At 70.2% G+C, this 26559-nt stretch carries 22 protein-coding genes and 1 riboswitch; of the genes, 15 read left to right on the top strand and 7 right to left on the bottom strand.

Annotated elements, in window-relative coordinates; translation table 11 throughout:
• The first annotated feature begins 9 nt into the window (after positions 1–9).
• Genes SACGLDRAFT_RS15500 through priA form a run of 3 tightly spaced genes read left to right on the top strand, consistent with a single transcriptional unit; the run spans position 10 to position 2600 of the window.
• Positions 10–1194, top strand: a complete 1185-nt coding sequence (locus SACGLDRAFT_RS15500) for an MFS transporter (RefSeq protein ID WP_005465782.1) — start codon at positions 10–12, stop codon at positions 1192–1194.
• Between the two features lie 9 nt (positions 1195–1203).
• On the top strand, positions 1204–1833 hold the full coding sequence (gene hisH / locus SACGLDRAFT_RS15495) for an imidazole glycerol phosphate synthase subunit HisH (RefSeq protein WP_005465781.1): 630 nt from the start codon (positions 1204–1206) through the stop codon (positions 1831–1833).
• A gap of 35 nt (positions 1834–1868) precedes the next feature.
• Positions 1869–2600: a bifunctional 1-(5-phosphoribosyl)-5-((5-phosphoribosylamino)methylideneamino)imidazole-4-carboxamide isomerase/phosphoribosylanthranilate isomerase PriA gene (gene priA / locus SACGLDRAFT_RS15490; RefSeq protein WP_005465780.1), complete on the top strand. Its 732-nt coding sequence runs from the start codon at positions 1869–1871 to the stop codon at positions 2598–2600.
• 24 nt (positions 2601–2624) lie between these two features.
• On the opposite strand, the gene SACGLDRAFT_RS15485 is transcribed toward priA, so the two are convergent.
• Positions 2625–3026, bottom strand: a complete 402-nt coding sequence (locus tag SACGLDRAFT_RS15485) for a PPOX class F420-dependent oxidoreductase (RefSeq protein WP_005465779.1) — start codon at positions 3024–3026, stop codon at positions 2625–2627.
• A gap of 39 nt (positions 3027–3065) precedes the next feature.
• Complete coding sequence (locus tag SACGLDRAFT_RS15480) at positions 3066–4880, bottom strand: hypothetical protein (protein ID WP_005465778.1); 1815 nt, start codon at positions 4878–4880, stop codon at positions 3066–3068.
• A gap of 128 nt (positions 4881–5008) precedes the next feature.
• Here SACGLDRAFT_RS15480 and hisF point away from each other — a divergent pair, with 128 nt between their 5' ends.
• Entirely contained in the window at positions 5009–5782 is a 774-nt protein-coding gene (gene hisF / locus SACGLDRAFT_RS15475; protein WP_005465777.1) for an imidazole glycerol phosphate synthase subunit HisF, read from the top strand.
• Positions 5779–6138 (top strand): phosphoribosyl-AMP cyclohydrolase, encoded by a 360-nt coding sequence (hisI, locus tag SACGLDRAFT_RS15470; RefSeq protein WP_005465776.1) that lies wholly within the window; start codon positions 5779–5781, stop codon positions 6136–6138. Before hisF ends, hisI begins: the two co-directional genes overlap by 4 nt.
• A gap of 6 nt (positions 6139–6144) precedes the next feature.
• Here hisI and SACGLDRAFT_RS15465 read toward each other — a convergent pair whose 3' ends face one another.
• Complete coding sequence (locus tag SACGLDRAFT_RS15465; RefSeq protein ID WP_005465775.1) at positions 6145–6792, bottom strand: TetR/AcrR family transcriptional regulator; 648 nt, start codon at positions 6790–6792, stop codon at positions 6145–6147.
• 85 nt (positions 6793–6877) lie between these two features.
• Here SACGLDRAFT_RS15465 and SACGLDRAFT_RS15460 point away from each other — a divergent pair, with 85 nt between their 5' ends.
• The 6 genes from SACGLDRAFT_RS15460 (at position 6878) to lgt (ending at position 13108) form a co-directional block, all read left to right on the top strand.
• A complete protein-coding gene (locus SACGLDRAFT_RS15460) occupies positions 6878–8431 on the top strand; it encodes an anthranilate synthase component I (protein WP_005465774.1) in 1554 nt (517 codons plus the stop codon).
• A gap of 28 nt (positions 8432–8459) precedes the next feature.
• A complete protein-coding gene (locus tag SACGLDRAFT_RS15455; RefSeq protein ID WP_232283978.1) occupies positions 8460–9005 on the top strand; it encodes a Trp biosynthesis-associated membrane protein in 546 nt (181 codons plus the stop codon).
• Between the two features lie 156 nt (positions 9006–9161).
• Positions 9162–9971: an indole-3-glycerol phosphate synthase TrpC gene (trpC, locus tag SACGLDRAFT_RS15450; protein WP_005465772.1), complete on the top strand. Its 810-nt coding sequence runs from the start codon at positions 9162–9164 to the stop codon at positions 9969–9971.
• Entirely contained in the window at positions 9950–11206 is a 1257-nt protein-coding gene (gene trpB / locus SACGLDRAFT_RS15445) for a tryptophan synthase subunit beta (RefSeq protein ID WP_005465771.1), read from the top strand. Before trpC ends, trpB begins: the two co-directional genes overlap by 22 nt.
• Positions 11203–11988, top strand: a complete 786-nt coding sequence (gene trpA / locus SACGLDRAFT_RS15440; protein WP_005465770.1) for a tryptophan synthase subunit alpha — start codon at positions 11203–11205, stop codon at positions 11986–11988. Before trpB ends, trpA begins: the two co-directional genes overlap by 4 nt.
• Positions 11989–12076: 88 nt before the next feature.
• A complete protein-coding gene (lgt, locus tag SACGLDRAFT_RS15435) occupies positions 12077–13108 on the top strand; it encodes a prolipoprotein diacylglyceryl transferase (RefSeq protein WP_051036266.1) in 1032 nt (343 codons plus the stop codon).
• Positions 13109–13138: 30 nt separating this feature from the next.
• Here lgt and SACGLDRAFT_RS15430 read toward each other — a convergent pair whose 3' ends face one another.
• From SACGLDRAFT_RS15430 to SACGLDRAFT_RS15420, 3 genes are read right to left on the bottom strand one after another with little or no spacing between them, the layout of a single operon-like run.
• Positions 13139–13915, bottom strand: a complete 777-nt coding sequence (locus tag SACGLDRAFT_RS15430) for an ABC transporter ATP-binding protein (protein ID WP_005465767.1) — start codon at positions 13913–13915, stop codon at positions 13139–13141.
• Complete coding sequence (locus SACGLDRAFT_RS15425; RefSeq protein ID WP_005465766.1) at positions 13912–14979, bottom strand: FecCD family ABC transporter permease; 1068 nt, start codon at positions 14977–14979, stop codon at positions 13912–13914. The genes SACGLDRAFT_RS15430 and SACGLDRAFT_RS15425 overlap by 4 nt, the downstream gene beginning before the upstream one ends.
• A gap of 2 nt (positions 14980–14981) precedes the next feature.
• Positions 14982–15920 carry an ABC transporter substrate-binding protein gene (locus SACGLDRAFT_RS15420; RefSeq protein ID WP_005465765.1) on the bottom strand — a complete coding sequence of 313 codons (939 nt, stop codon included), beginning with the start codon at positions 15918–15920 and terminating at the stop codon, positions 14982–14984.
• 103 nt (positions 15921–16023) lie between these two features.
• A riboswitch (cobalamin riboswitch) is annotated at positions 16024–16166 on the bottom strand.
• Positions 16167–16429: 263 nt separating this feature from the next.
• Between SACGLDRAFT_RS15420 and gltB the strand changes: the two genes are divergently transcribed.
• The 4 genes from gltB (at position 16430) to SACGLDRAFT_RS15400 (ending at position 25206) form a co-directional block, all read left to right on the top strand.
• Complete coding sequence (gene gltB / locus SACGLDRAFT_RS15415) at positions 16430–20992, top strand: glutamate synthase large subunit (RefSeq protein ID WP_005465764.1); 4563 nt, start codon at positions 16430–16432, stop codon at positions 20990–20992.
• 98 nt (positions 20993–21090) lie between these two features.
• On the top strand, positions 21091–22596 hold the full coding sequence (locus SACGLDRAFT_RS15410) for a glutamate synthase subunit beta (protein ID WP_005465763.1): 1506 nt from the start codon (positions 21091–21093) through the stop codon (positions 22594–22596).
• A gap of 107 nt (positions 22597–22703) precedes the next feature.
• Positions 22704–23690, top strand: coding sequence for a trypsin-like serine peptidase (locus SACGLDRAFT_RS15405; RefSeq protein ID WP_005465762.1), 987 nt, complete (start codon positions 22704–22706; stop codon positions 23688–23690).
• A 112-nt stretch (positions 23691–23802) separates the two neighbouring features.
• Positions 23803–25206, top strand: a complete 1404-nt coding sequence (locus tag SACGLDRAFT_RS15400) for a class II 3-deoxy-7-phosphoheptulonate synthase (RefSeq protein WP_005465761.1) — start codon at positions 23803–23805, stop codon at positions 25204–25206.
• 8 nt (positions 25207–25214) lie between these two features.
• On the opposite strand, the gene SACGLDRAFT_RS15395 is transcribed toward SACGLDRAFT_RS15400, so the two are convergent.
• Positions 25215–26552: a wax ester/triacylglycerol synthase family O-acyltransferase gene (locus SACGLDRAFT_RS15395; RefSeq protein ID WP_005465760.1), complete on the bottom strand. Its 1338-nt coding sequence runs from the start codon at positions 26550–26552 to the stop codon at positions 25215–25217.
• Between the last annotated feature and the right edge of the window lie 7 nt (positions 26553–26559).

Raw genomic sequence — 26559 nt, 5'->3', positions numbered from 1 at the left:
GGCGTGTCCATGCCCAGCCCCGCGGCCGCGGCGAGCAGCGACTCCGGTTCGCCACTGCGTCACCGCCCGTTCCTGTTCATGCTCTGCGTCGCGGCCGGGGCGTTCAGCGGCTTCTCGCTGTTGCTTCCCGTGGTGCCGTTGTGGGTCGTGCGCCACGGCGCGGACTCCGTCGTCGCGGGAGCCGCCACCGGTGTCTTCATGGCCAGCACCGTGCTGGCGCAGTTCGCCGTTCCCGCGTTCGTGCGCGCGTTCGGCTACCGGTCCGGTCTGGTGCTGGGGGCGTTGCTGATCGGCGTGCCCGCGCCGTTTCTGGCCGCGTTTCCCGCCGCGCCCGCCGTCCTGGCCATCTCGTTTGTGCGCGGGTTGGGTTTCGGGCTGCTGACCGTGTGCGGCAGCGCGTTGATCGCGGAACTGCTGCCCGCCGCGCTGGTGGCACGTGGATCGGGCCTCTACGGGCTCGCCGTGGGACTACCTCAGCTCGTCGGGCTGCCCGCGGGTACGGCCGTCGTGGAGCACTGGGGGTTCGGGCCGGTCTTCGCGCTGGCGACCGCCCTGCCGCTTTCGGCGGTCGTGCCGGCTTTCGGGGTGCCCCGTTCGCGTCCGGGAGACGACACCACGCGGGGCGGGCTGCGGGGAGTCAAGGACGTCGCGGTGGCGACGTGGCGGCCGTGGTTGCCGATGCTCGCGCTGTCCACCGGCTACGGCGCGCTCGCGACGTTCCTTCCCATCGTGCTGAGTCCGACGGTCGCGACCATCGCGCTGCTCGTCGTGCCGGGCGCGGCCATGCTCACCCGCTGGCTCGCCGGACACTACGGCGACCGGGTGGCCGCCCCCGGCCGCATGCTGCTGCCCGCCCTCGCGGTCGGGGGCGGGGGACTGCTCGGCTTCGCGCTCGTCTCCGAGGCGGACGGGCTCACCGTCGTCGCCGTCGTGGCGGTGGCCGTGTTCGGGGTCGGGTTCGGGGTCGTGCAGAACGACGCGCTCGTGGCGATGTTCGCCCGCGCCCCGGCCGCCGAGGCGAGCGTGGCGTGGAACATCGCCTTCGACGCCGGGCAGGGCCTCGGCGCCGTCGCCGTCGGGGCGCTGATCTCGGCAACCACGGTGGGGGTCTCGTTCACGCTGCTGGCGATCGCGGCGTCGGCCGTCCTGCCCGTGGTCCGGCGGGTGGGCCGTCGGACCGGTCCGGGCGGTTAGGCTGTGTGCGTGCCTTCAGTCGTCATCCTCGATTACGGGTCCGGAAACCTCCGCTCCGCCGAACGCGCTCTGCGGCGCACTGGCGCGGACGTCGAAGTGACCTCGGACCATCGCGCCGCCTTGGAGGCCGACGGTCTCGTCGTGCCGGGCGTGGGCGCCTTCGCGGCGTGCATGGAGGGACTGCTGGCCGTCGGTGGGGACCGCATCATCGGTACGCGGCTCGCCGGGGGCAGGCCCGTGCTGGGCATCTGCGTCGGGATGCAGATCCTGTTCGAACGCGGTGTCGAGCACGACGTCGAGGCCAAGGGCGTCGGCGAGTGGCCGGGCACGGTCGAGCGGCTGAACGCCGACGTGCTGCCCCACATGGGATGGAACACGGTGCGAATGGCCCCGGACTCGGAACTGTTCGCGGGGCTCGACCCGGACACCCGGTTCTACTTCGTGCACTCCTACGCCGTGCGGCGGTGGGAGCTGGTCTCGGAGCTGCCGGGCGGGCAGCCGAAGGTCACCACGGCCCACCACGGTGAGGACTTCGTGGCCGCCGTCGAGAACGGGCCGCTGTGGGCGACGCAGTTCCACCCGGAGAAGTCCGGGGACGCGGGCGCGCACATTCTCCGCAACTGGGTGCGGACCCTCTGAGCCGTCGCGGCGCCGTCGGTTCCTATAGTGGCCCAGTGAGCTTCACACTACTTCCCGCCGTGGACGTGGCCGACGGTCAGGCCGTCCGTCTCGTGCAGGGCGAGGCGGGCACGGAGACCTCGTACGGATCGCCGTTGGAGGCGGCGCTGGCCTGGCAGCGAGACGGCGCCGAGTGGATCCATCTGGTGGATCTCGACGCCGCGTTCGGCAAGGGCTCCAACCGCGAGCTGCTGGCCGAGGTGATCGGCAAGCTCGACGTGAACGTGGAGCTGTCCGGCGGTATCCGGGACGACGCCTCCCTCGAAGCGGCCCTCGCCACGGGGGCCCGCCGAGTGAACCTCGGGACGGCCGCCCTGGAGGACCCGGAGTGGAGCGCACGCGTCGTCGCCACGCATGGTGACCGGGTCGCCATCGGGCTCGACGTCCGTATCACCGACGAAGGCCACCGGCTCGCCGCGCGGGGATGGACCAAGGACGGCGGCGACCTGTGGGAGACGCTGGAGCGGCTCGACCGGGACGGCGCCCAGCGCTACGTCGTCACCGACGTGAGCAAGGACGGCACCCTGCGCGGCCCGAACTTGGAGCTGCTGCGGGAGGTCACGGCCCGCACCGACGCCGCGGTGATCGCGTCGGGCGGCGTGTCCAGCCTCGACGACCTGCGTGCCCTTGCCGCGCTGCGGCCCGACGGAGTGGAGGGCGCGATCGTGGGCAAGGCCCTGTACGCGGGAGCGTTCACCTTGCCCGAGGCCCTCGCGGCCGTCGCGTGAGGCGCCGTCCTGCGAGGGAGGGCGTCAGTCGGAGAGCGTGATGGCGATGCCCACGGTGCGCTGTGGGCCGCCACGCAGTCGGCTGAAGAACATGGTGACGCGGCCGACGAGACCGTACCGACGTGCGATCACCCGACGCGCGCGGGCGCTGCCCTCGTCGTCGAGGATGCGGGCCTTGCCGGTGACGGTGGCGCCGTGGGTCCTGCGCCCGAGCATGTCGCAGGCGGTCAGCTCGACTCGCGGGTCGTTGCGGATGCGCTTCACCTTGCCCGCGTTCCGCTCGCTGAAGACGAGCAGTTCGTCGCCGTCCCTGGCGATCCAGACCGGCGTCGCCACGCCGACACCGGTCTTGCGGAACGTGACCAGGGAGACGTACTTCTCGGCATCCAGCCGTGCCAGTTCGCTCTCGATGTCCATCTGCCTCATCGTGCCGGGTCGGGAGCTTACGGGGAACGTCCGGAGGCGTCAGCGCGCCGCCGCCTCCGGACGACCGGCGGGTTCCGGGCTCCGGTCGTCGCCGGGGAAGGGTTCGGACAGGCCGGTCTGTCCGCGCTGCATCGTCGGACCGCAATCCCGCAGCGGGGACGCCCCGGCTCGCTCCTCCACCCAGCCCGCGGACCGGCGGGCGTAGTCGCGCAGCTCGGCGAGCAGCTCCGGAGTGGGCACCGCCGACTTGCGCACCCAGTCGCCGTGGGGTTCGCCCTGGTAGATGTCGTAGTGGAGGGGGTAGTAGTCGCGTTCGAGCCTTGGGTCCCAGCCGATGCTGGTGCCGCTGCTCCACGGCTCTCGTACGTGGATGAACGTCGGCTTGGCCACCTCGTAGACGTACTCGGCCTGTGCCTTGCGATCGCCCGCTCTGGCCATCTCGGCGAACTTCGCGTGGGTCAGCCCCGCCATGTCGATCAGTTCCAACCGGCTGGTCATGGCCGAACCGCCGAGGTCGGGGATCAACAGCGACGCGTGTTCGAGACCGAGGATGTCGGCGTAGCCGTTGAACACCCTGCCGAACCGGTCGGCGACGTAGCAGGCGGAGATGTTGGGGTCGGCCCGGAACTCCTCGGACGCTTCGGCGAAGGCGGCGCCGGTGGGCAGCAGGGCCGCCACCAGGCCGGTGGCCAGCCAGGCCCGCGCCCGGACGCTCACCGAGCGCAGCACCTCGACGGTCGCCAGCGTGGCGGCGAGAGTCCCGAGCACCCACACCGGAGTGGCGAACCGGTACTGCTCCATCCAGTCGGGCTCCAGCACCGCGTAGGCGATCACCGCGAGGCCGAGCGGCGTGAGCACGGCCAGCAGCCCCGGCCGCCACCACGAGGCCTTCGCGAGAGCCAGTCCGATCACGCCCGCAAGGAACAACACCGCCAGCGCGCCGAGGTAGGACACGAGTTCGCCGGGGCGGGTCATGTCCACCAACGTGGGGAGGTCCTGGGCCTTCGCCACGGACGGCATGGACAGCCACTGGCCGAAGGTGGCGTACCGCCAGCCGAAGTAGGCGCCGACGGGGACGGCGAACGCCAACGTCGACTCCACGCAGCGGCGCACGCTCGTCGCGAACGTGGCACGCCGCAGCCGCATGAGCAGCACCAGCGGGTAGGTGCCCGCGTAAATCAAACCCTCGGGTCGCGTGAGGGCGGCGAGCGCCGCGAGGGCCCCGGCCGTCAGCGCCACCTTCGTCGTGAGCAGCCGGTCGTCCAGCACCGCGCGGAACAGCAACACCGCTTGCCCGACGAGCAGCAGTGCGTACAGCGGGTTCTCCAGCCCCGAGAAGGTCCAGATCACGAAGGACGGAATGGCGGCGAGCGCGGCTCCCGCGGCGAGCGGCACCACCCACGCCAGACGAGGGAACACCCTGCGCGCGGCCATGTAGCTCAACGTGAGGACGCCCGCACAGCACAGCAGTGCCAGCGCCTTGGGGAACAACACGTAGTCGGGGATGCCGAAGAGCGCTCCGCTGTCGAACAGGCCGACGAACTTGCCGAGGACCAACAGCAGCAGCCAGGTGGGGTTGGAGTAGCCCTCCACCGGCGGTGCGCCCGGTTGTACGACGGGGCCGAGTCCCTCGGCGAAACTGCGGGCGTACGCGAACGTGATCGCGGCGTCGTCGATGAGCCAGTTGCCGTAGAGCGAGGCGTGGAAGCCGATCAGGGCGGTGCCCGCGGACACTGAGGCGATGGGGGCGAAACGGGCGCGTCGAACTCGCTTGGGTCGCGAAGCCGAGGCCGCGCCGTCCCCCGGTCGTGAGTCGTGGACGGTCCGCACGTCCCCCACCGAGGCGAGTGTCATGGCATCACTGTAGAGATCCGGCCGGTCGCCCCACGTTCGGGCCACGCGCGGACGGTAGTGATGGGGACGCGGCGAGCGTGCGGCGTCACTCGGCTCGGGCTTCTTCCGCCCCGGTTAGGCTGGACGCCATGTCCGTCGCGGTGAGAGTCATCCCCTGTCTCGACGTCGACGCGGGTCGGGTGGTCAAAGGTGTCAACTTCGCCGATCTGCGGGACGCGGGAGACCCCGTCGAGCTCGCGCGTCTCTACGACGCCGAGGGCGCCGACGAGTTGACGTTCCTGGATGTCACCGCGTCGTCGGGCAACCGCGAGACCACGTTCGACGTCGTGCGCAGGACCGCGGAGCAGGTGTTCATCCCCCTCACCGTGGGGGGTGGCGTGCGCAGTACGGACGATGTGGACAGACTGCTGCGGGCCGGGGCCGACAAGGTGAGCATCAACACCGCCGCCGTCGCGAGGCCCGAGTTGCTGCGTGAGGCGTCGCGCCGGTTCGGTGCCCAGTGCGTGGTGCTGTCGGTGGACGCCCGGCGGGTGCCCGAGGGCGGAACGCCGACCCAGTCCGGGTTCGAGGTCACCACCCACGGTGGGCGGCGTGGCACGGGCATCGACGCCGTGGAGTGGGCGGCGCGTGCCGAGGAACTCGGGGTCGGCGAGATCCTGCTCAACTCGATGGACGCCGACGGCACCAAGCAGGGCTTCGACCTGGAGTTGATCGAACTCGTGCGGGCCGCCGTCAGGGTGCCGCTCATCGCGAGCGGCGGGGCCGGTGCGGTCGAGCATTTCCTTCCCGCCGTGCGAGCGGGGGCGGACGCGGTACTGGCCGCGAGTGTCTTCCACTTCGGGGAGATGAAGATCGGCGAGGTGAAGGCCGCACTGCGGGAGGGAGGCGTCGAGGTCCGGTGAGCGAACTCGACCCGGAGCTTTCGCGACGGCTCAAGCGCAACGCCGACGGTCTCGTGTGCGCGGTGGTGGTGGAGCACTCCACCTCGCAGGTGTTGATGGTGGCGTGGATGAACGACGAGGCGTTGCACCGCACGCTCACCACGCGCAGGGCGACGTACTTCTCCCGCAGCCGGGGCAAGTTGTGGGTCAAGGGGGAGACGTCCGGTCACACCCAGTACGTCCGCGAGGTGCGGCTCGACTGCGACTCCGACACGCTGCTGGTGCGGGTCGACCAGACCGGTCCCGCGTGCCACACCGGCACCCACACGTGTTTTGACGGTGACGAACGGGTGCTGCTCGCCGATCGGCCCGCGTGAGGCCGGTTAGCCCTTCGTCGGTCCGAGATCACCCGTGAGGTAGTGCTGGAGGGTGGGCGCGACCAGGGCCACGATCGTCTCGACGTCGGCCGAGGCGAGCGGTTCGATCTCGGCCACGTAGCGGGCCATGCCGAGACCGAGCACCTGTGTGGCGCACAACGCCGCTCGCAGCTCCGGGTGGTCGCTGCCCGTCGCCGCCGTGACGGCCGGGAACACTTTCTTCAGCAGCAGGCCCTTGAGCACGTCCAGCGCTTCCTCGTGGGTGGTGAGGTTGCGTATCAGCGCGACGAATCCCTGACCGCTCGCGCCGTCCCACGTCGTGACGAACAGGCGCACGATGTTCTCGCCGAGGCGGTCGACCCCGTCGGCCGTCACCTTCTCCACGACCTCGCGGGCGTCGAACGGCACGTGCAGCACGGCCTGCGCGAACAGTCCTTCCTTGCTGCCGAACCAGTGGTTCACCATCGCCGCGTCCACGCCCGCTCTGGCGGCGATGGTCCGGACGGTCGCGTGGTGGTAGCCGCTTTCGGCGAAGATCTCGCGGGCTGCGGCGAGCAACGCTGCCCTGGTGTCCTCACCCGCCGGTCGCCGTCCCCGCCGACGGGAGGTCTTCCGCGCTGCCGTGTTCCCCTTCGCGATCGCCATGTCGACCATGATGCCCCACGAACGGACTAGTATTTCCACCGCTGTTGAAATCACCCGCTGAAGGTCCGGTCGCGGACGGCGGCACAATGAACGCATGGTGACTGCCCAGAATCTCCACACCGCGGCCCGCGGACTGGGTGAGGTCAGCCCGAGTCGTGACGACTTCCGGGCGCTCGCGCGGGACCGGCGGGTCATCCCGGTGGTGCGGCGGTTGCTCGCCGACGCGGACACGCCCGTGGCGCTGTACCGCAAACTGGCGAACGACCGGCCCGGTACGTTCCTGCTGGAATCGGCCGAGAACGGGCAGTCCTGGTCGCGCTGGTCGTTCATCGGGGTCGACAGCCGGGCCGCGCTCACCGTCCGCGACGGGAAGGCGGTCTGGACGGGCACGCCCGTGGCGGGGCTGCCCACCGAGGGGAACCCGCTGACCGTCCTGCGGGAAAGCCTCGAAAAGCTGCACACCGAGCCGCTTCCCGGCCTGCCCCCGCTGACGGGTGGTTTCGTGGGCTACATCGGTTACGACGCGGTGCGGTGGCTCGAACGCCTGCCCGAGCTCGCCGAGCGCGACCTCGACATCCCCGAGCTGACGATGCTGCTCGCCACCGACCTCGCCGCGTTCGACCACCACGAGGGCACGGTCACGCTCATCGCCAACGCAGTGAACTGGGACGACTCCCCCGAACGGGTGGACGCGGCCTACGACGACGCCCTGCGGCGGTTGGACGTGATGACCGAGCGGCTGGCCAGCCCCGCGCCCGCCACCAACGCGGTGTTCCGACGCCCCGAGCCCGAGTTCACCCGGCGGCGCACGAAGGAGGACTTCCACGCCGCCGTGCACAAGGCCGTGGAGGCCATTCACGCCGGTGAGGCCTTCCAGATCGTGCCGTCGCAGCGGTTCGAGATGCGGACGAACGCCGACGCGCTGGACGTGTACCGCGTGCTGCGCACCTCCAACCCGAGCCCGTACATGTACCTGCTGAGGTTGGACGGATTCGACATCGTGGGCTCCAGCCCCGAGTCACTTGTCACCGTGCGTGACGGCCGGGCGAGCACCCACCCCATCGCGGGGACGCGGTGGCGGGGTGCCGACCCGGAGGAGGACATGCAGCTCGCCAAGGACCTCCTGGCCGACGAGAAGGAGCGTGCCGAGCACCTGATGCTCGTGGACCTCGGCCGCAACGACCTCGGCAAGGTGTGTCGTCCGGGCACGGTCCGGGTCGTGGACTCCTTCACCATCGAGCGCTACAGCCACGTGATGCACATCGTGTCGACGGTCACCGGCGAGCTGGCGGACGACGCCACCGCATTCGATGCGGTGCTGGCGTGCTTCCCCGCGGGCACGCTGTCGGGGGCGCCCAAGGTTCGGGCCATGGAACTCATCGAGGAGCTGGAACCCACGCGCCGGGGCCTCTACGGGGGTATCGTCGGTTACCTCGACTTCGCCGGTGACGCCGACACCGCCATCGCCATCCGGACGGCGTTGATGCGGGACGGTGTGGCCTACGTGCAAGCGGGCGGGGGCGTGGTCGCGGACTCCGACGCGGACTACGAGGACAACGAGTCGCTCAACAAGGCGAGGACCGTGCTGTCGGCTGTGGCCGCGGCCGACACGATGGCTCCCGCGAAGGCGGCCGATCCGAGTGTCTGACTCCTCCAAGCGTCTACTGTGGAGCGTCGTGGCGGCGTTGGCGCTGGCCGCCGCGGCGCTGTGGGGGGCCTCGTCGTTCACGTGGCTCGACGTTCCCCCCGGTACCGTCGTCGACGGCGAGTTGCGCGAGGAGCTGTCGGGTGGGGACCTCGTGACCTGGCCCGTCCCGCTGGCGCTTCTGGCCCTGGCCGCCGTCGCCGCCACGCTGGCGTTGCGCGGTGTCGCCCGGCGCGTGCTGGGCGTCGTGCTCGTCGCGGTGGCCGTGTGGGTGACGGTGCTCGTGCTGGGCGGTTCGGCCTACGACGTCGACCTGTTCGTTCGAGCACCCGGTTACGACGAGATCCCCGGCGAGCCGACGAAGACGTGGGCGGGGCCCGCCGCGGCGCTGGCGGCGGCGGCGCTGTACGCGGTCGCGGGCGTCGTGCTCGTGTGGCGGGGCCATCGGCTGCCCCGGATGGGGGCGAAGTACTCCGCGCCGGGGGCCAGGAAGGCCCGTTCGCGGTCCGGCGATCCCGACGCGGACCTGTGGAACGCGTTGTCGGAGGGTGAGGACCCCACGACACGCGATCATTGACTTGAGGTTTCGTGGCTGGCGGGCAAGGTGAACACGACCCCGGGCCGGTGCGCGGCACCACGCGGGTTAGCATCGAATCGGCGGGAAGGGGAAGGTTTTTGTGAGCCACCTTGCGAGTGAATCAACAGGTTTCGTGACTCCCGGTGGGGCCGCCCGGTGAGCGTTCTGGAAGACATCATCGCCGACGTGCGGGCCGATCTCGCCGAGCGCGAGGCGGCACTGCCGTTCGAGGAACTCAAGCGTCGTGCCGCGGCGGCACCCGAGCCCAGGGATGCCATGGCCGCTCTCCGCGAGTCCGGTATCGCCGTGATCGCCGAGGTCAAGCGTCGCAGCCCCTCCAAGGGGCAGCTGGCGGCGATCCCCGACCCGGCGGCGCTCGCGAAGGACTACGAGGACGCGGGCGCGCGGGTGATCAGCGTGCTCACCGAGTCTCGTCGCTTCGGTGGGTCGTTGGCCGACTTCGACGCGGTCCGGGCCGCGGTCGACGTTCCCTTGCTGCGCAAGGACTTCATCGTCAGCCCGTACCAGGTGCACGAGGCCCGGTTGCACGGCGCCGACCTGGTGCTGCTGATCGTGGCCGCGTTGGAGCAGAACGCCCTCGTGTCGCTGCTCGACCGGGTCGAGTCCCTCGGGATGACGGCGTTGGTGGAGGTGCACAACGCGGAGGAGGCCGATCGCGCGCTGGAGGCCGGCGCGTCCGTCATCGGCATCAACGCGCGCAACCTCCACACGCTGGAGGTGGACCGGGACGTGTTCAGCCGGTTGGCGCCGGGACTGCCCATGGACGTCTACAAGGTCGCCGAGTCCGGCGTGCGAGGGCCCGGTGACCTCATGGCGTACGCGGGGCACGGTGCCGACGCAGTCCTCGTCGGGGAGGGGCTGGTCGCGTCCGACGACCCGAAGGGAGCTCTTGTGAAGCTCGTGACGGCGGGCTCTCACCCGGCGTGCCCGAGGCCGAGCCGGTGACGGGAGCGGATGCCGTGAGCACGAACCACGCGGTCACCCCGCACGACCCCGACGAGCGCGGGCACTTCGGGCCGTACGGGGGCCGTTACCTGCCCGAGGCGCTGATGGGCGCGCTGGACGAACTGGCGGCCGAGTACGACAAGGCGCGCACGGACCCCGAGTTCACACGGGAGTTCGACCGACTTCTCACCGGATACGCGGGCAGGCCGTCGCTGCTCACGGAGGCCCCGCGGTTCGCCGAGCACGCGGGCGGGGCTCGCATCTTCCTCAAGCGCGAGGACCTCAACCACACCGGGTCGCACAAGATCAACAACGTGCTCGGTCAGGCCCTGCTCACCAAGCGCATGGGCAAGACCCGTGTGATCGCCGAGACGGGGGCGGGGCAGCACGGCGTGGCCACGGCCACCGCGTGCGCGTTACTCGACCTCGACTGCGTGATCTACATGGGCGAGGTGGACACGCAGCGCCAGGCGCTCAACGTGGCCCGCATGCGGCTGCTCGGCGCCGAGGTGGTGCCGGTGCGGACCGGTTCGCGGACGTTGAAGGACGCCATCAACGAGGCGCTTCGCGACTGGGTGACCAATGTGGACACCACTCACTACCTGCTGGGCACGGCGGCCGGTGCGCACCCGTTCCCGCTCATGGTGCGTAACTTCCACCGGGTCATCGGCGAGGAGGCCCGCAGGCAGATCCTGGAGCTCACGGGCAGGCTCCCCGACGTGGTGGCCGCGTGCGTGGGAGGCGGCTCGAACGCCATCGGCATCTTCCACGGCTTCATCGACGACCCCGAGGTTCGGCTGGTGGGGTTGGAGCCGGGCGGCAAGGGCCTCGACACCGGAGAACACGGCGCGACGCTCACGCAGGGGACGCCGGGCACGCTGCACGGTGCGCTGTCCTACCTGTTGCAGGACGAGGACGGCCAGACCACCGAGGCGTACTCGATCTCGGCCGGGTTGGACTATCCGGGCGTCGGTCCCGAACACTCCTGGTTGAAGGACACCGGCCGGGCCGAGTACCGGGCCGTCACCGACGCCGAGGCGATGGAGGCGTTCCAGCTGCTGTCGCGCACCGAGGGCATCATTCCCGCGATCGAGTCGGCGCACGCGCTCGCGGGGGCCTTGAAGCTCGGCAGGGAACTCGGCCCCGACGCCCACATCGTGGTCAGCCTCTCGGGACGGGGTGACAAGGACGTGGACACCGCCGCCCGGTACTTCAACCTTGTGGAGGACGTGTGAGCAGGCTGGCCGAGCTGTTCGACAGCACCAAGGCGCAGCGTCGGGCGGCGTTGGTGGCGTACCTGCCCGCCGGGTACCCGACCGTGGACGGTTCGAAGGAACTGATCGCGGCCACCGTCGACGCCGGTGCCGACCTCGTCGAGGTCGGGGTTCCGTACTCGGACCCGGTGATGGACGGCCCGACCATCCAGGGGGCCGCCGACGCGGCACTGCGCAACGGCTTCAAGCTGAGGCATCTGTTCGAGGTCGTGGAGTCGGTCGCCTCGCGGGGCGGCAGGGCCGTCGTGATGACCTACTACAACCCCGTGCACCGCTACGGGGTCGACGCGTTCGCCCGCGACCTGGCCTCGGCGGGCGGTCTGGGGCTCATCACGCCCGACCTCACCCCCGACGAGGCGTCGGAGTGGATCGCCGCCTCCACCGAGCACGGCCTCGACCGGATCTTCCTGGTGGCGCCGTCGTCGTCCGACGACCGCATCGCGTTGACGGCGAAGGCCACCACGGGCTTCGTGTACGCGACGGCCGTCATGGGCGTCACGGGCGCGCGGGACACCGTGGGCAGTGCCGCCTCGGAGCTGGTGCGACGCACCCGGCAGCACACGGATCTGCCCGTCGGAGTCGGCCTCGGGGTGCGCTCCGGTGACCAGGCCGCCGAGGTGGCCTCGTTCGCCGACGCGGTGATCGTGGGCTCAGCCCTGGTCTCGAAGGCCGCGGAGGGCACCGGACCGCTGGCCGAGCTGACGTCGGAGCTCGCCGAGGGGGTTCGCCGCCCCGCGCGGTGAGCTTGCCGATGGGCAGCGGATTCACGGTAAAGAGTCAATCGTGCCGGGGGCCGCAGTGGCGTGCGCGGCGTCGCGCTACGGTGACCCTGTGAACACCGCGTCGGCTTACTTCCTCGCGAACATCCCGAGCCCCGACCGGGGCGTCTGGCAGATCGGTCCCCTGTCCTTGCGGGCCTACGCCCTGTGCATCATCGCGGGAATCATCCTCGCCATCTGGCTGGGGGAACGTCGATGGGTGCAACGCGGCGGCACCAAGGGGACGATCGTCGACATCGCGGTGTTCGCGGTGCCGTTCGGGCTGGTCGGCGGACGGTTGTACCACGTCATCACCGACAACCAGCTGTACTTCGGGGAGGGCAAGGACCCGATCCGGGCGCTCTACATCTGGGAGGGCGGTCTCGGCATCTGGGGTGCCATCGCCCTGGGCGCGGTGGGGGCGTGGATCGCGTGCCGTCGCAAGGGCATCCCGCTCCCGGCCGTCGCGGACGCGGTGGCGCCCGGCATCGTGATCGCGCAGGCCATCGGGCGTCTCGGCAACTACTTCAACCAGGAGCTCTACGGTGGGCCGACCGACCTGCCGTGGGGCCTGGAGATCTACCAGCGGATCGACCCGGAGACGGGGCTGCCCGACGCGCTCAACGGCGTGGCCGTCACCGACGTGCCGCTGGCGGTCGTGCACCCGACGTTCCTCTACGAGCTGCTGTGGAACCTCGGGGTCGCGCTGCTCGTGCTGTGGGCCGACCGGCGATTCCGGCTCGGGCACGGGCGTGCGTTCGCGCTCTACGTCGCGGGGTACACGGCGGGCCGGTTCTGGATCGAGCTCATGCGCACCGACCAGGCCAACCACATCCTCGGTCTGCGGGTCAACGTGTGGACGTCGATCCTGGTCTTCGCCGGTGCGGTGGCGTACCTGGTGCTCGCCAAGCGTCGCGGCCCGAGGGAACGGCCGGAGGATCTCGCGACCGACCCCGACGACGGGGGAGCGGCGGGTGACGGCGTCGAGCCCAGCGGCGACGGCTCCGGTGAGGAGGACACCGACACCACCGACCGCGCCGACGACGGAGGCCGGGACGGCTCCGGAGGCGCCGGCGGTGCGACGGCGCGGACCGAGGTCGGGTGAGTCGTCGCCGAGACGGTCACCGAGCCCGGCTCACCGCGAACGGATCGGGGCCACGACCGGATGCCCGGCCGTGGTGGTGAGCACCTCGACCTCGGCTGCGTAGTGCGTGCGCAGGCGAGCCGCGGTCAACACCTCGTGGCCCGAGCCCGCCACCACCACCTCGCCGTGGTCCATCAGCACCAGCGTGTCGGCGTACTGGGCCGCGAACGTGAGGTCGTGCAGCGTGGTCACCACGGTGATGCCGTCCTCCCTGCGGAGTCCGTCGAGCCGTTCCAGCAGGGCCTGGGCGTGCCCGATGTCGAGCCCCGAGGTGGGTTCGTCCAGCAGCAACAGCCGGGCCCGCTGGGCGAGCACCCTCGCCAGGACCGCGCGTTGGCGTTCCCCGCCGGAGAGCGTGTCGAGGTTGCGTCCGGCCAGGCCTCCGAGGTCGAGCCGGTCGAGTGCCTCCCGCACGATGTCGAGGTCGGCGGCCGTCTCCCGCGCGAGCGGCCCCAGGTGCGGGGTACGCCCGAGCAACACGTAGTCGGTGACCGTGAGCTTGTCCGGGAGCACGGGGCTTTGGGCGGCGTAGCCGACGAGTGTGGCTCGCTGACGCCGGGTCAGGGTGTCGGTGGGCGTGCCGTACACCGTGATGGACCCGTCGTGGGGAACGAGCCCGGCGACGGCCTTCAACAGGGTGGACTTGCCCGCTCCGTTGGGGCCGACGACGGCGAGCCACCCGCCTCGCTCCAGCGCGAGGGAGATGTCGCGTACCGCCGCCTTGCCGCCGTAGGCGACGCCGACGCCGTCGAGTCGCAGGGCCGTCACGAGGCACGTCCTTTCGTCGTGTGCAGGACGACGGCGAAGAACGGGGCTCCCGCGAACGCGGTCACCACGCCGAGGGGAAGTTCGCCCGGCATCGCGGTGTGGGCGACGTAGTCGGCGAGGATCAGGAACGCGGCACCACCGACGAGGGACAGCGGCACGATGACGCGGTAACTCGCTCCGGCGAGCAGACGTACCACGTGCGGCACCACGATGCCGACGAACCCGATCAGCCCGCTCACCGCGACGGCGGCGGCCGTGGCCAGCGAAGCCGCTCCGAGTAGTACCAGTCGCAGCAGGCCGGGCCGTACTCCCAGGGAAGCGGCCTCCGCGTCGCCGAGGGTGAGGACGTCCAGCAGCCGGGCGCACAGGCACAGCACCACCGCGGCGACGGTGACGTAGGGCAGGGCCAGCCACACGTCGGTCCACCCGCTCACGTTGAGACCGCCGAGCGTCCACGTGTACACCCGCTGGAGGGTGTCGGTGTCGAGTTGCTGCACGAACGTCTGGACGGCGGTCAGGAACGCGGTCACCGCCACTCCCGCGAGCAACAGCGTCGCGGTACCCGTCCCACTCGCGGAGCGCCCCAACATCCAGCTCAGCCCCACCCCGCCGAGCGCGCCGGCGAAGGCGGCCAGCGGCACGGGCCCCACCGGCCACGTCGTCACGGCGGGGGCCAGCACCATGACGAGGGTGGCGGCCATGCCCGCGCCGGCCGCGGCCCCGAGAAGGTACGGGTCGGCCAGGGGGTTGCGGAACACCCCCTGGAAGGTGGCGCCCGCGCTCGCGAGAGCGGCACCAACGATGCCGGCGAGCAACACCCGAGGTACGCGCAGTTCCCAGACGATGGCCGCTTCGCGTTCCGACAGCGGCGACATCGTCCCCGTGACCTGGGCGACGATCTCGGCGAGCACGCGCTGCCAGCCCAGATCCCCGGCCCCGACCACCACGGCGAACACACCGACGGCCAGCAGTCCCACGAGCGCGAGCAGCACCGTGCCCGGTCGCAGCCGGGTGGTGTGCTCGCGTCCGCGGACGCGAGCGCGTCGTACCGAGCGCTTCAGCACGATCAGTCGGCGACCTTCGCCACGCCGTCGGCCACGGTGCGGACGAAGTCGACGATCCTCGGCGTCCACCGGGACGCGGAGTCTTCCTGCAGCTCGATCACCCGGTGTTCTCTCACGGCGGTCAACGTGTCCCAACCGGGGCGTTTCGCCACGGTCTCGGCGGTCTGTCCGCAGCACTGGGTGTCGGCGAGGAAGACGAGGTCGGGATCGGCCGAAAGGATCGTCTCCGCCGACAGCTGCGGATAACCGCCGTGCGCGGAGGGGTCGTCCCGATCGGCGATGTTGGTGAGGCCGAACAGGCCGTAGATCTGACCGATGAAGGTCTCGGAGGTCACGCTGTAGTAACTCGGGTCGAGTTCGTGGTAGTAGCTCAGGTTCTCGCCCGCGTTCCCCGCGTCGGCGACCAGCTTCTCGATCTCCTCCTTCGTCCGCCGGGCCAGGTCCTCGCCCTCGCTCGCGTGGCCCGTGGCCTTGCCCACGAGCTCGAACTGCGCGTACATCGCGTCCAGCGTCTCCGGGGCTCGCAGCACCAGCGTGGGCGTTCCGGTCTTGGCGAGCGCGTCGGCCAGCTTGCCGTCGGTGTCCGACTCCACGACGACGAGGTCGGGGTCGTGCGCGGCGATCCGCTGCGGATCGGGGTTCAAGCCCGACATCTCCGTACGCGGGGCCTGTTCCGGGATGGTCGACATCTCGTCGACGGCCACCACCTGGTCACCGGCTCCGACGGCGTACAGGACCTCGGTGGCCGACGGTGACAGCGACACGATGCGCTCGGGGCGCTCCTCCAGCGTGACGGCGGGCGCGCCCTCGGGCTTCAGCTCGACGGGAAAACCACTGCTGTCGGCCGAGTCCCGAGGAGTGTCCTCCTGGCGCTCGGCGCAGGCTGTGAGGGAAAGCACCAGCAGTAGCGGGAGGAGCAGAAACCGTCTGACAGGCAACATCGAACCTCGACTTCTCGGGCGGCGCGTCGGCTGCGCCGAGACCGTCGGGCGGTCGCGGACGCCGCACCTCTGCGCCGGAGGCGGTAATGGCGTCGCGTGAACGGTGAGGCGACCTGGCTGGGCACTCCACGGCTCGCACGGCGGCCGTGACGGAGGGCCATCACAGTTGCGGCACAGCGCCGGATTCTCACCGGACTTCGCTACCGCTCACGTCGCAGTGACAGTACCAGGCCGGGGCGTCGAGTACACTCGGGTGATCCGGCCCCTCGGCTCACATGGCGACGGCCGGACGTCGGCTCGGTGACCGAGTCGACACACCACGACACGGCACCGACGTAAAGCCGGCAAAACCGGTGCGGCAATGCTGCGAGATTGTTACGCCACCGGGCAAGATGGTTGATTCGAACCGTTTTCAGGGCATTTCTCAGGTGTTAAAGTCGCGCTAATTGACGGGCCATTGTCGTCCCGTGCCCGGCACGAAGAGCACGATGACGACGCAGGAGGTCCCTTTGATCTTCTCCGCGATCCCAGAGAAGCAGGGCGTATACGATCCTGCGGCGGAAAAGGACGCATGCGGTGTGGCCATGATTGCCCACGTCAAGGGCGTGCGTTCGCATGGGATCGTCACGGACGGTTTGACCGCGCTCACGAATCTCGACCATCGTGGTGCCGCGGGAGCGGAGCCCACGAGTGGCGACGGGGCGGGCATTCTGGTGCAACTTCCGGACGATTTCCTGCGCGCCGAGGTGGATTTCGCGCTTCCCGAGCCCGACGAACACGGGCGGCACCGCTACGCGGCGGGACTGGTGTTCCTGCCCGCGGAGGCCGAGGCACGGGCACGGGCCGTGAGAACGGTGGAACGCATCGCGACCGAGGAGAACTTGGTCGTGCTCGGGTGGCGAGAGGTGCCCACGGCTCCGGACGCCGCCGAAGTCGGCCCCACCGCCCGGTCGGTGATGCCGCACTTCGCCATGCTGTTCGTCGCGGAGGCACCGAACGCCGACGGAGGCCGTCGGGCAGGTGTGGACCTCGATCGGCTCGCGTTCTGCCTGCGCAAACGCGCCGAACACGAGACCCTCGCCGCCGAGTGCGGGGTGTACTTCCCGTCGTTGTCGGCGCGGACCCTGGTCTACAAGGGGATGCTCACGCCGACCCAGCTCCCGGTGTTCTTCCCCGACTTGCGCGACGAGCGGTTGACCAGCGCCATCGCGCTCGTGCACAGCCGCTTTTCCACCAACACGTTCCCGTCGTGGCCGCTGGCGCATCCTTTCCGGTTCGTCGCGCACAACGGCGAGATCAACACCATCCGGGGCAACCGCAACCGGATGCGGGCGCGCGAGGCGTTGTTGGACTCCGACCTCATTCCGGGAGACCTCAGTCGGCTCTTCCCCGTGTGCTCGCCGGACGGCTCCGACTCGGCGTCGTTCGACGAGGTACTGGAACTGCTGCACCTCGGAGGTCGGAGCCTGCCGCACGCGGTGCTCATGATGATCCCCGAGGCGTGGGAGAACCACCGCACCATGGACCCCGCGCGCCGGGCGTTCTACCAGTTCCACGCGAGCCTCATGGAACCGTGGGACGGTCCCGCGTGCGTGACCTTCACCGACGGGTCGCTGGTCGGCGCGGTGCTCGACCGCAACGGACTGCGGCCGGCCCGCTGGTGGCGTACCGCGGACGATCGCGTCGTGTTCGCCAGTGAGAGCGGCGTGCTGGACGTGCCTGCGGGGGAGGTCGTCGCCAAGGGCAGGCTCAAGCCGGGCCGCATGTTCTGCGTGGACACCGAGGCGGGCAGGGTCGTCGACGACGACGAGATCAAGGCCGACCTCGCCGCGCAGGCTCCCTACGACGAGTGGCTGCGCGCGGGACTGCTGTCCCTCGACAAGCTCCCCGAGCGGCAGCACGTGCCCCAGAGCCATGCCTCCGTCCTGCGGAGGCAACTCGCCTTCGGCTACACCGAGGAGGAGCTGAAGGTCCTGCTGACGCCGATGGCGCTCAAGGGCGCCGAACCCGTGGGGTCGATGGGGTCGGACACGCCTCCCTCGGTGCTCTCCAAGCGGTCCCGGCTGTTGTACGAGTACTTCAAGCAGGGGTTCGCGCAGGTCACCAACCCGCCGCTCGACGCCATCCGCGAGGAACTCGTCACCTCCTTAAGCAGGGTGATGGGACCGGAGCAGAACCTGCTCGCGCCGGGACCCGCCTCGTGTCGGCAGATCCAGCTCGACTCGCCCGTCATTGACAACGACGAGCTCGCCAAGCTCGTCCACGTCAACGCTGACGGCGACCTGCCCGGATTCTCCTGTACTGTCCTTTCAGGACTGTACGAGGTGGACGGTGGCGGGGAGGCGCTCGCCGAGGCGATCGAGCGGGTGCGGAAGGAAGCGTCGCGAGCCGTGGAGGCCGGCGCCCACATCCTCGTGCTCTCCGACCGCGACTCCGACCACCGGATGGCACCGATTCCCTCGCTGTTGCTCGTGTCGGCGGTGCACCACCACCTCGTTCGGACCAAGGAGCGCCTGCGGGTCGCGCTGGTGGTGGAGACGGGCGACGCGCGCGAGGTACACCACATCGCGCTGCTGCTCGGGTACGGTGCCGCGGCGGTCAACCCGTATCTGGCGTTCGAGTCGATCGAGGACCTCGTCGCGCAGGGAGCCGTCAGCGGGGTCGACGCCCCCACCGCCGTGCGCAACTACATCACGGCGCTGAACAAGGGCGTTTTGAAGATCATGTCGAAGATGGGCATCTCGACCGTCGGCGCCTACACCGGAGCTCAGGTCTTCGAAGCCCTGGGGTTGTCGCAGGACATCCTCGACGAGTACTTCACCGGCACCGTGTCCACCCTCGGTGGGGTGGGGCTGGACGTGCTCGCCGAGGAGGTGGCCATCCGGCACCGCCGCGCGTACCCGGAGAATCCCGCCGAGCGTGCCCACCGCGGCCTGGAGCCGGGCGGTGACTACGCCTACCGCCGGGAGGGGGAACTGCACCTGTTCACCCCCGAGACCGTGTTCCTGCTCCAGCACGCGAGCGCCTCGCGACGGCGGGAGGTGTACCGCCGATACGTCGACGAGGTGAACCGACTGAACCGCGAGGGCGGGGTCCTCCGGGGGATGTTCGCCCTTCGGGAAGGCGTGCGGAAACCCGTGTCGATCGAGGAGGTCGAGTCGGTCGAGTCGATCTGCCGTCGTTTCAACACCGGCGGCATGTCGTACGGCTCGCTTTCGCTGGAGGCACACCAGACGCTCGCCGTCGCCATGAACACGATCGGCGGTCGGTCGAACTCCGGTGAGGGCGGGGAGGAGCCGGACCGGTTGCACGACCCGTTGCGGCGCAGCGCCGTGAAGCAGGTGGCCAGCGGCCGGTTCGGCGTCACCAGCGAGTACCTGGTCAGCGCCGACGACATCCAGATCAAGATGGCGCAGGGCGCCAAGCCGGGCGAGGGCGGGCAATTGCCGCCGAACAAGGTGTATCCGTGGATCGCGAAGACCCGGCACTCGACGCCGGGCGTGGGGCTGATCTCCCCGCCGCCGCACCACGACATCTACTCGATCGAGGACCTGGCCCAGCTCATCCACGACCTCAAAAACGCCAACGAGCGGGCGCGCATCCACGTCAAGCTGGTGAGCTCGCTGGGAGTCGGCACGGTGGCCGCGGGAGTGGCCAAGGCGCACGCGGACGTGGTGCTCATCTCCGGGCACGACGGCGGCACCGGCGCCTCGCCGATGAATTCCCTCAAGCACGCGGGCACGCCGTGGGAGATCGGGTTGGCGCAGACCCAGCAGACCCTGATGCTGAACGGCCTGCGCGACCGCATCACCGTGCAGGTGGACGGCGGTTTCAAGACCGGCCGTGACGTCGTCGTCGCGGCGTTGCTCGGCGCGGAGGAGTACGGCTTCGCCACCGCGCCGCTGGTGGTGGCGGGATGCGTGATGATGCGCGTGTGTCACCTGGACACGTGTCCGGTGGGGGTCGCGACCCAGAACCCCGTCCTTCGCGAACGCTTCACCGGCCGGGCCGAGCACATCGTGAACTTCTTCAGGTTCGTGGCGCAGGAGGTACGGGAGTACCTCGCGCGGCTCGGCTTCCGCTCGCTCGACGAGGCCGTCGGCCGGGCCGATCTGCTCGACGTCGACGAGGCGGTGGAGCACTGGAAGGCGAAGGGGCTCGACCTGTCGCCGATCTTCGCGGTGCCCTCGCGGGGCGGAGCGCGTCGAAAGGTGCGCGAGCAGGACCACGGTCTCGACCGAGCGCTCGACCGTACGCTCGTCCAGCTCGCGGAGGCGGCGTTGGAGGACGCACGGCCGGTGCGACTGGAGCTCCCGGTGCGCAACGTTAACCGTACCGTCGGAACCCTGCTCGGGTCGGAGGTCACCCGCCGCTACGGCAGCGCGGGGTTACCGGATGACACCATCCACGTGCGACTCACCGGTTCGGCGGGCCAGTCACTCGGGGCGTTCCTGCCGCCGGGAGTGACGATCGACCTGGTGGGCGACGCCAACGACTACGTCGGCAAGGGTCTGTCGGGCGGACGCATCATCGTGCGTCCCGACCCCGAGGCGCCGTTCGCCGCCGAGGACCAGGTGATCGCGGGCAACACACTCGCCTACGGCGCCACGTCGGGCGAGCTCTTCCTGCGGGGCCAGGTCGGGGAGCGGTTCGGGGTTCGTAACTCGGGCGCTCTGCTGGTCGCCGAGGGCGTGGGTGATCACGCGTTCGAGTACATGACGGGCGGCTACGCCGTCGTCCTGGGCGGAACGGGTCGCAACGTGGCCGCCGGGATGTCGGGCGGCATCGCGTACGTGCTGCGGCTCGACGAACGGGACGTGAACCCCGAGATGGTCGAACTGCACACACCGGACGAGGAGGACCTCGCCTGGCTGCGTGACGTCGTGGAGCGACACCACAGGTTCACCGGATCGCCGGTCGCGGCTTCCCTGCTCGGTGACTGGAAACGACGGTCCGCGACGTTCGTGAAGGTGATGCCCACGGACTACCGCCGTGTCCTGGAGGCCATGGAGGCGGCGAAGGCGCAGGGGCGAGACGTCGACGAAGCGATCATGGAGGCAGCGCGTGGCTGACAATGGTGGTGCAGCTGCGCGTGCCGACCGGGTTGGGCCCCCGCTGCGGCATGGGCCGCAGTTGGGGAGGGTGTCCCGCAAGACAGAGGAGGCAGCGCGTGGCTGATCCCAAGGGGTTTCTGCGGTACGAGCGGGTCGATCCGCCCAAGCGTCCTCGTGAGGAGCGAGTCGGGGACTGGCGGGAGGTCTATGTCGAGCTCGCCCCCGAGGAGCGCGACCACCGGGTGCGTACCCAGGCGACGCGCTGCATGGACTGCGGTATCCCGTTCTGTCACTCGGGCAGCGCGGGGTGCCCGTTGGGCAACCTGATTCCGGAGTGGAACGACCTCGTGCGGCAGGGCGACTGGGAACGCGCGGTCGACCGCCTGCACGCCACGAACAACTTCCCCGAGTTCACGGGCAAGTTGTGCCCGGCGCCGTGCGAGGCGGCGTGTGTGCTGTCGATCTCCCCCGACTCGGGTGGAGCGGTGAGCATCAAGCGCGTCGAGGAGACGATCGCCGAACACGCGTGGGAAGAGGGGTACCTGCGTGCGGAGCACGCGGCGGTGCCCACGGGCAAGGCGGTGGCGGTGGTGGGCTCGGGGCCCGCCGGGTTGGCGGCAGCACAGCAACTCGTCCGCGCCGGTCACGAGGTGACGGTGTTCGAGCGGGACGACCGGTTGGGCGGACTGCTTCGTTACGGAATCCCCGAGTTCAAGATGGAGAAGAAGGTGCTCGACCGCAGGCTCGCGCAGCTGCGGGAGGAGGGGGTTCGCTTCGTCACGAGCTGCGAGGTCGGTGTCGATGTCACCGTGGAGCAGCTGCGGGAGCGCTTCGACGCCGTGGTGCTCGCGGTGGGAGCGCTGCGGGGGCGTGACGACACCACCACGCCGGGGCGGGAGCTGAAGGGCATCCACCTGGCGATGGAACACCTCGTGCCCGCCAATCGCGAGTGCGAGGGCGACGGTCCCACTCCCGTGAGCGCCGAGGGCAAGCACGTCGTGATCATCGGGGGCGGTGACACGGGGGCCGACTGCTACGGCACGGCGATTCGCCAGGGCGCGTTGTCGGTGACGCAGTTGGACCGCTATCCCCAGCCACCGTCCACTCGGGACGACTCCCGTTCGCCGTGGCCCACGTGGCCCTACATTCTGCGCACGTATCCCGCTCACGAGGAGGCGGGGCAGCGGCGTTTCGCCGTGGGTGTGCAGCGGTTCGTCGGGGACGACGACGGTCACGTGAGGGAGCTCGAACTCCGTCGGGTGGAGGTGCGCAAGGACCCCGAGACCGGACACCGCGAGGTCGTCCCGGTTGACGACGAGGTCGAGCGCATCCCGGCCGATCTGGTGTTGCTCGCCATCGGCTTCGAGGGCGTGGAGCACATGCCGTTGCTGGACGAGTTGGGCCTGTCGTTGAACGGACGCGGCACGCTCTCGTGCGGCGCCGACTGGCAGACGCGGGCGCCCGGTGTGTTCGTGTGCGGTGACGCTCATCGGGGCGCGTCCCTGGTGGTGTGGGCTATCGCGGAGGGGCGTTCGGCCGCGAGGGCGGTGGACGAATACCTGATGGGGGAGTCCGACCTGCCGGCTCCGGTCCACCCCACGGCGTTGCCGTTGGCCGTCTGACCCGTCGGACCGCCGGGTCCCTCTCCTGGCGGTACCACAGTTGTGCGATATCTCGGATCGTTTCCTACCACTGGTTGGTAATTCACCGACGGTGTGGAGGCAGCGAGATGAGGCGAGGGATATCGCGGTCGTTCCCCCTGGTGGCTGCTGGTGTGGTGGCTCTGGGGATATCCGTTCCAGCGAGCGCGAAGAATATTTCGGAAAATAATTCACTTGAGGGGGTGGCCGTCAACGAGGTCACTGCGTCGGTGGAGACGGTTCTCGACTACTGGACCCCGGAGCGAATGCGGGAGGCCGTCCCGCTGGAACAGCGCGTCGATCTCGCTGCGGTCGACATGTCCACCGTGTGGGAATCGCTGGGGGACGTCGCACGGGGTGAGGCACGTACCGTGCCGGGCGTGAGCCCTCGCAGCTTCCCGACGTCGGGGGAGCCGTGGAGCGGGGGCGGCGAGGTGGTCGACACCGCGGGCCGGGTGTTCTTCACCTTCGACGGCAGTCCGGCTTCGTGCAGCGGCAACGTGGTCACCAGCGAGAACAAGAGCGTGGTGATCACGGCGGGGCACTGCGTGAAGTACCAGGGGAGCTGGCACACCAACTGGATCTTCGTCCCCGGCTACGACGACGGGCAGGCGCCGCACGGTGAGTGGGCCGCGCGCCTGACCCTCACGACGCCGCAGTGGGAACAGAGCGAGGACATGAACTACGACATCGGCGCCGCCGTGGTGGAAACGCTCGACGGCGCTCTCCTGGAGGATGTGGTGGGCGCGCAGGGCATCGCGTTCAACCAGCCGCGCAACCAGGACATGTACACGTTCGGCTATCCCGCGGCCGATCCCTACGACGGCAGTGCGCTGATCCACTGCAGCGGCCCCACGTTCACCGACTTCCTGCTCACCAACGACCACGCGATGAGCTGCGACATGACGGGTGGTTCGAGCGGTGGTCCGTGGTTCCTGGACTTCGACGAGGCCACGGGTACGGGAGTGCAGGCGTCGGTGAACAGCTTCGGCTACACGTTCCTGCCGGGCTACATGTTCGGCCCCTATTTCGGGTCGGAGGCCGAGGCGCTCTACGACGCCGCGCAAACGGCGTGAGTCGACGCGGGAGGAAATGACCACTCACCGTGATCGAGAAGGGGGTGGCCCCGGGAGGGCGGAAAGTCGATGAATTCACCTCCCATGGGCCATCGCCCGGTGGTTGATTCGTATGCTGGGGGTCGTGAATTGGACTGTTGACGTCCCCATCGACGCCCTGCCCTCGCTGCCTCCGCTGCCCGTCGAGCTGCGTAAGCGCCTGGACGACGCGCTGTCCCTCCCGGCCGCACAGCAGCCCGAGTGGCCCGACCCGGAGGTGGTCTCGCGCGTTCGGACCGTGTTGGAGAGTGTGCCGCCGATCACGGTCCCGGCCGAGGTGGACCGCCTGCGGGAGCGCCTGGCCATGGTCGCGCGAGGTGAGGCGTTCCTGCTGCAGGGCGGTGACTGCGCGGAGACGTTCGAGTCCAACACCGAGCCCCACATCCGGGCCAACCTGCGAACTCTCCTCCAGATGGCCGTGGTTCTCACCTACGGTGCGAGCCTGCCGGTGGTGAAGGTGGGGCGGATCGCGGGCCAGTACGCCAAGCCGCGGTCCAACAACACCGACGCGCTCGGCCTGCCGGTGTACCGGGGCGACATCATCAACTCGCTCGCACCCGACCCCGAACTGCGGGTGCCCGACCCCGGCCGCATGATCCGCGCCTACGCCAACGCGGGGGCCGCGATGAACCTCGTGCGGGCGTTGACCGGGGCGGGGATGGCCGACCTGGCCCAGGTGCACTCCTGGAACAAGGACTTCGTGCGCACCTCCCCCGCCGGGGAGCGTTACGAGGCGTTGGCCTCCGAGATCGACCGTGGCCTGCGGTTCATGGCGGCCTGCGGGGTGAGCGACAACTCCCTGCACTCCACCGAGATCTTCGCCAGCCACGAGGCGCTGCTGCTCGACTACGAGCGCGCCATGCTCAGGCTCGACGACCCGACCTCGGACAATCCGTCGCTGTACAACCTGTCGTCGCACTTCTTGTGGATCGGCGAGCGTACCCGCCAGCTCGACGGCGCCCACATCGCCTTCGCGGAGCTGCTGGCCAACCCCATCGGGGTCAAGATCGGGCCGACCACCACTCCCGAGCAGGCCGTCGAGTACGTCGAGCGGCTCGACCCGAGGAACGAGCCCGGCAGGCTCACGCTGATCTCCCGGATGGGCAACGGCAAGGTGCGCGAGGTGCTGCCCGCGATCGTGGAGAGGGTCGAGGCCACCGGCCACAAGGTCATCTGGCAGTGCGACCCGATGCACGGCAACACGCACGAGTCGTCCAACGGCTACAAGACCCGGCACTTCGACCGCATCGTGGACGAGGTGCAGGGCTTTTTCGAGGTGCACCGCAGGCTCGGGACCTATCCGGGCGGCATCCACGTCGAGCTCACCGGGGAGGACGTCACGGAGTGCCTCGGCGGGGCGCAGGACATCTCCGATCTCGACCTGTCCGGTCGTTACGAGACGGCGTGCGACCCCAGGCTCAACACGCAGCAGTCGCTGGAGCTGGCGTTCCTCGTCGCGGAGATGCTGCGGGGCTGAAAGCCTCCTCAGGGGCAGTGCTGAGCCAGCGTGGCCATCGACTTGGTGACGGCGTCGGCCAGGGCTCCGACCTGGTGGACGGCGTCACCCCCGGTGTTGAGGCCGACGTGCACGCCGTCCCGGTAGGTCGACACCGCGAACCCCACGGCCTGGTGCGGCGCGAGCGGCACCACGGGATACGTCTCGCGCAGGGGCGCGCCGTCCAGCGACAGCGGTAGTCCCGGCAGCGGCACGGTGGTGATCACGGTGTCGAACAACACGGGGGCCGCGTGGGAGACGGTGCGGGTGGCCAGGCGGTGGACCACGCTCGGCAGTCGTTCGGCGAGGACGGGAAACGCGCCCGCGCCGCGCCACGGCCCCGCCCGTTTGTGGCGATTCATGGAGGCGGTCACCGCGCGGAGCCGGTCGAGCGGATCGTCGACGTCCACGGGCAGGTCGCACAGGTAACCGGACAGCGCGTTGCCGCCCGCGAGGTCGCCACGTCGTCGCCGGGTGCTCACGGGCACCAGCGCGCGGAGCGGACGGAGTCGGTTTCCGTCGTTGCGGCCGCGTAGCCACTCGCGCAGCGCCCCGGCCAGCACGGCGAGCATCACGTCGTTGGGGGTTCCGCCGTAGGCCTTGCGGACCCGGCGAACGTCGCTCGTGTCCAGGCGGACGAACCCGAGCCGTCGGTGCGTCGACCGGGCGATCGCCGTGGGGGACAAGGGGAACGGCCTCGCCGCGCGCAACATGGCCGTGGCGATTCCCAGCGACTCGACGGTCTCGCCGACCGTCCGCCGCGCGTCACGCCACAGGGCGCTCAGCACGTCGGTGTCCTCGTCCCCAGGGGTGTCGGCGGAGACAGCCGTGGCGGGCGCCGACCGCGCGGAGGGGATTTCATCCAACAGACCGAGAGCGAGTTCGGCCGCGCCCGCGCCGTCGCACAGGGCGTGGTGGAACTTCAGCAGCAGCGCGAACCGGCCCCGAGGAAGTCCGGTCACCACCTCGGCGTTCCACAGCGGGGCACGGGGGTCGAGCGGAGTTTCGAACCACCGGGACGCATGGGCGGCGAGTGGGTCGGCGTCGTCCTCCGTTACGTGGTGGCTGCCGACGTGGGCCGCGGCGTCGAACCGGGGATCGGGCTCCCAGCGGTCGGGCAGCCACGGTCGGCCCTCCCGCAGTCGCAGTCGTAACCGGGGCGACCTCTCCGCCCGTTCGGCCACGAGAGCGGCGAGCCGCTCGGCGTCGCGGTGGTCGTGGGGCCGCGACGCCGAGAACACCCCCACCGCGCCCATGTGCATGGGCGCGGTGGGCCGGTCGATGCAGAGAAACGCCGTGTCCAGAGCGCTGAGCCGGTCGGCTGGCATGGCGCCT

It is taken from the genome of Saccharomonospora glauca K62, from assembly GCF_000243395.2.
Lineage (GTDB): Bacteria > Actinomycetota > Actinomycetes > Mycobacteriales > Pseudonocardiaceae > Saccharomonospora > Saccharomonospora glauca.
Note: the sequence above shows the minus strand (reverse complement) of the source record. Positions and strands in the feature narration are given on the sequence as shown.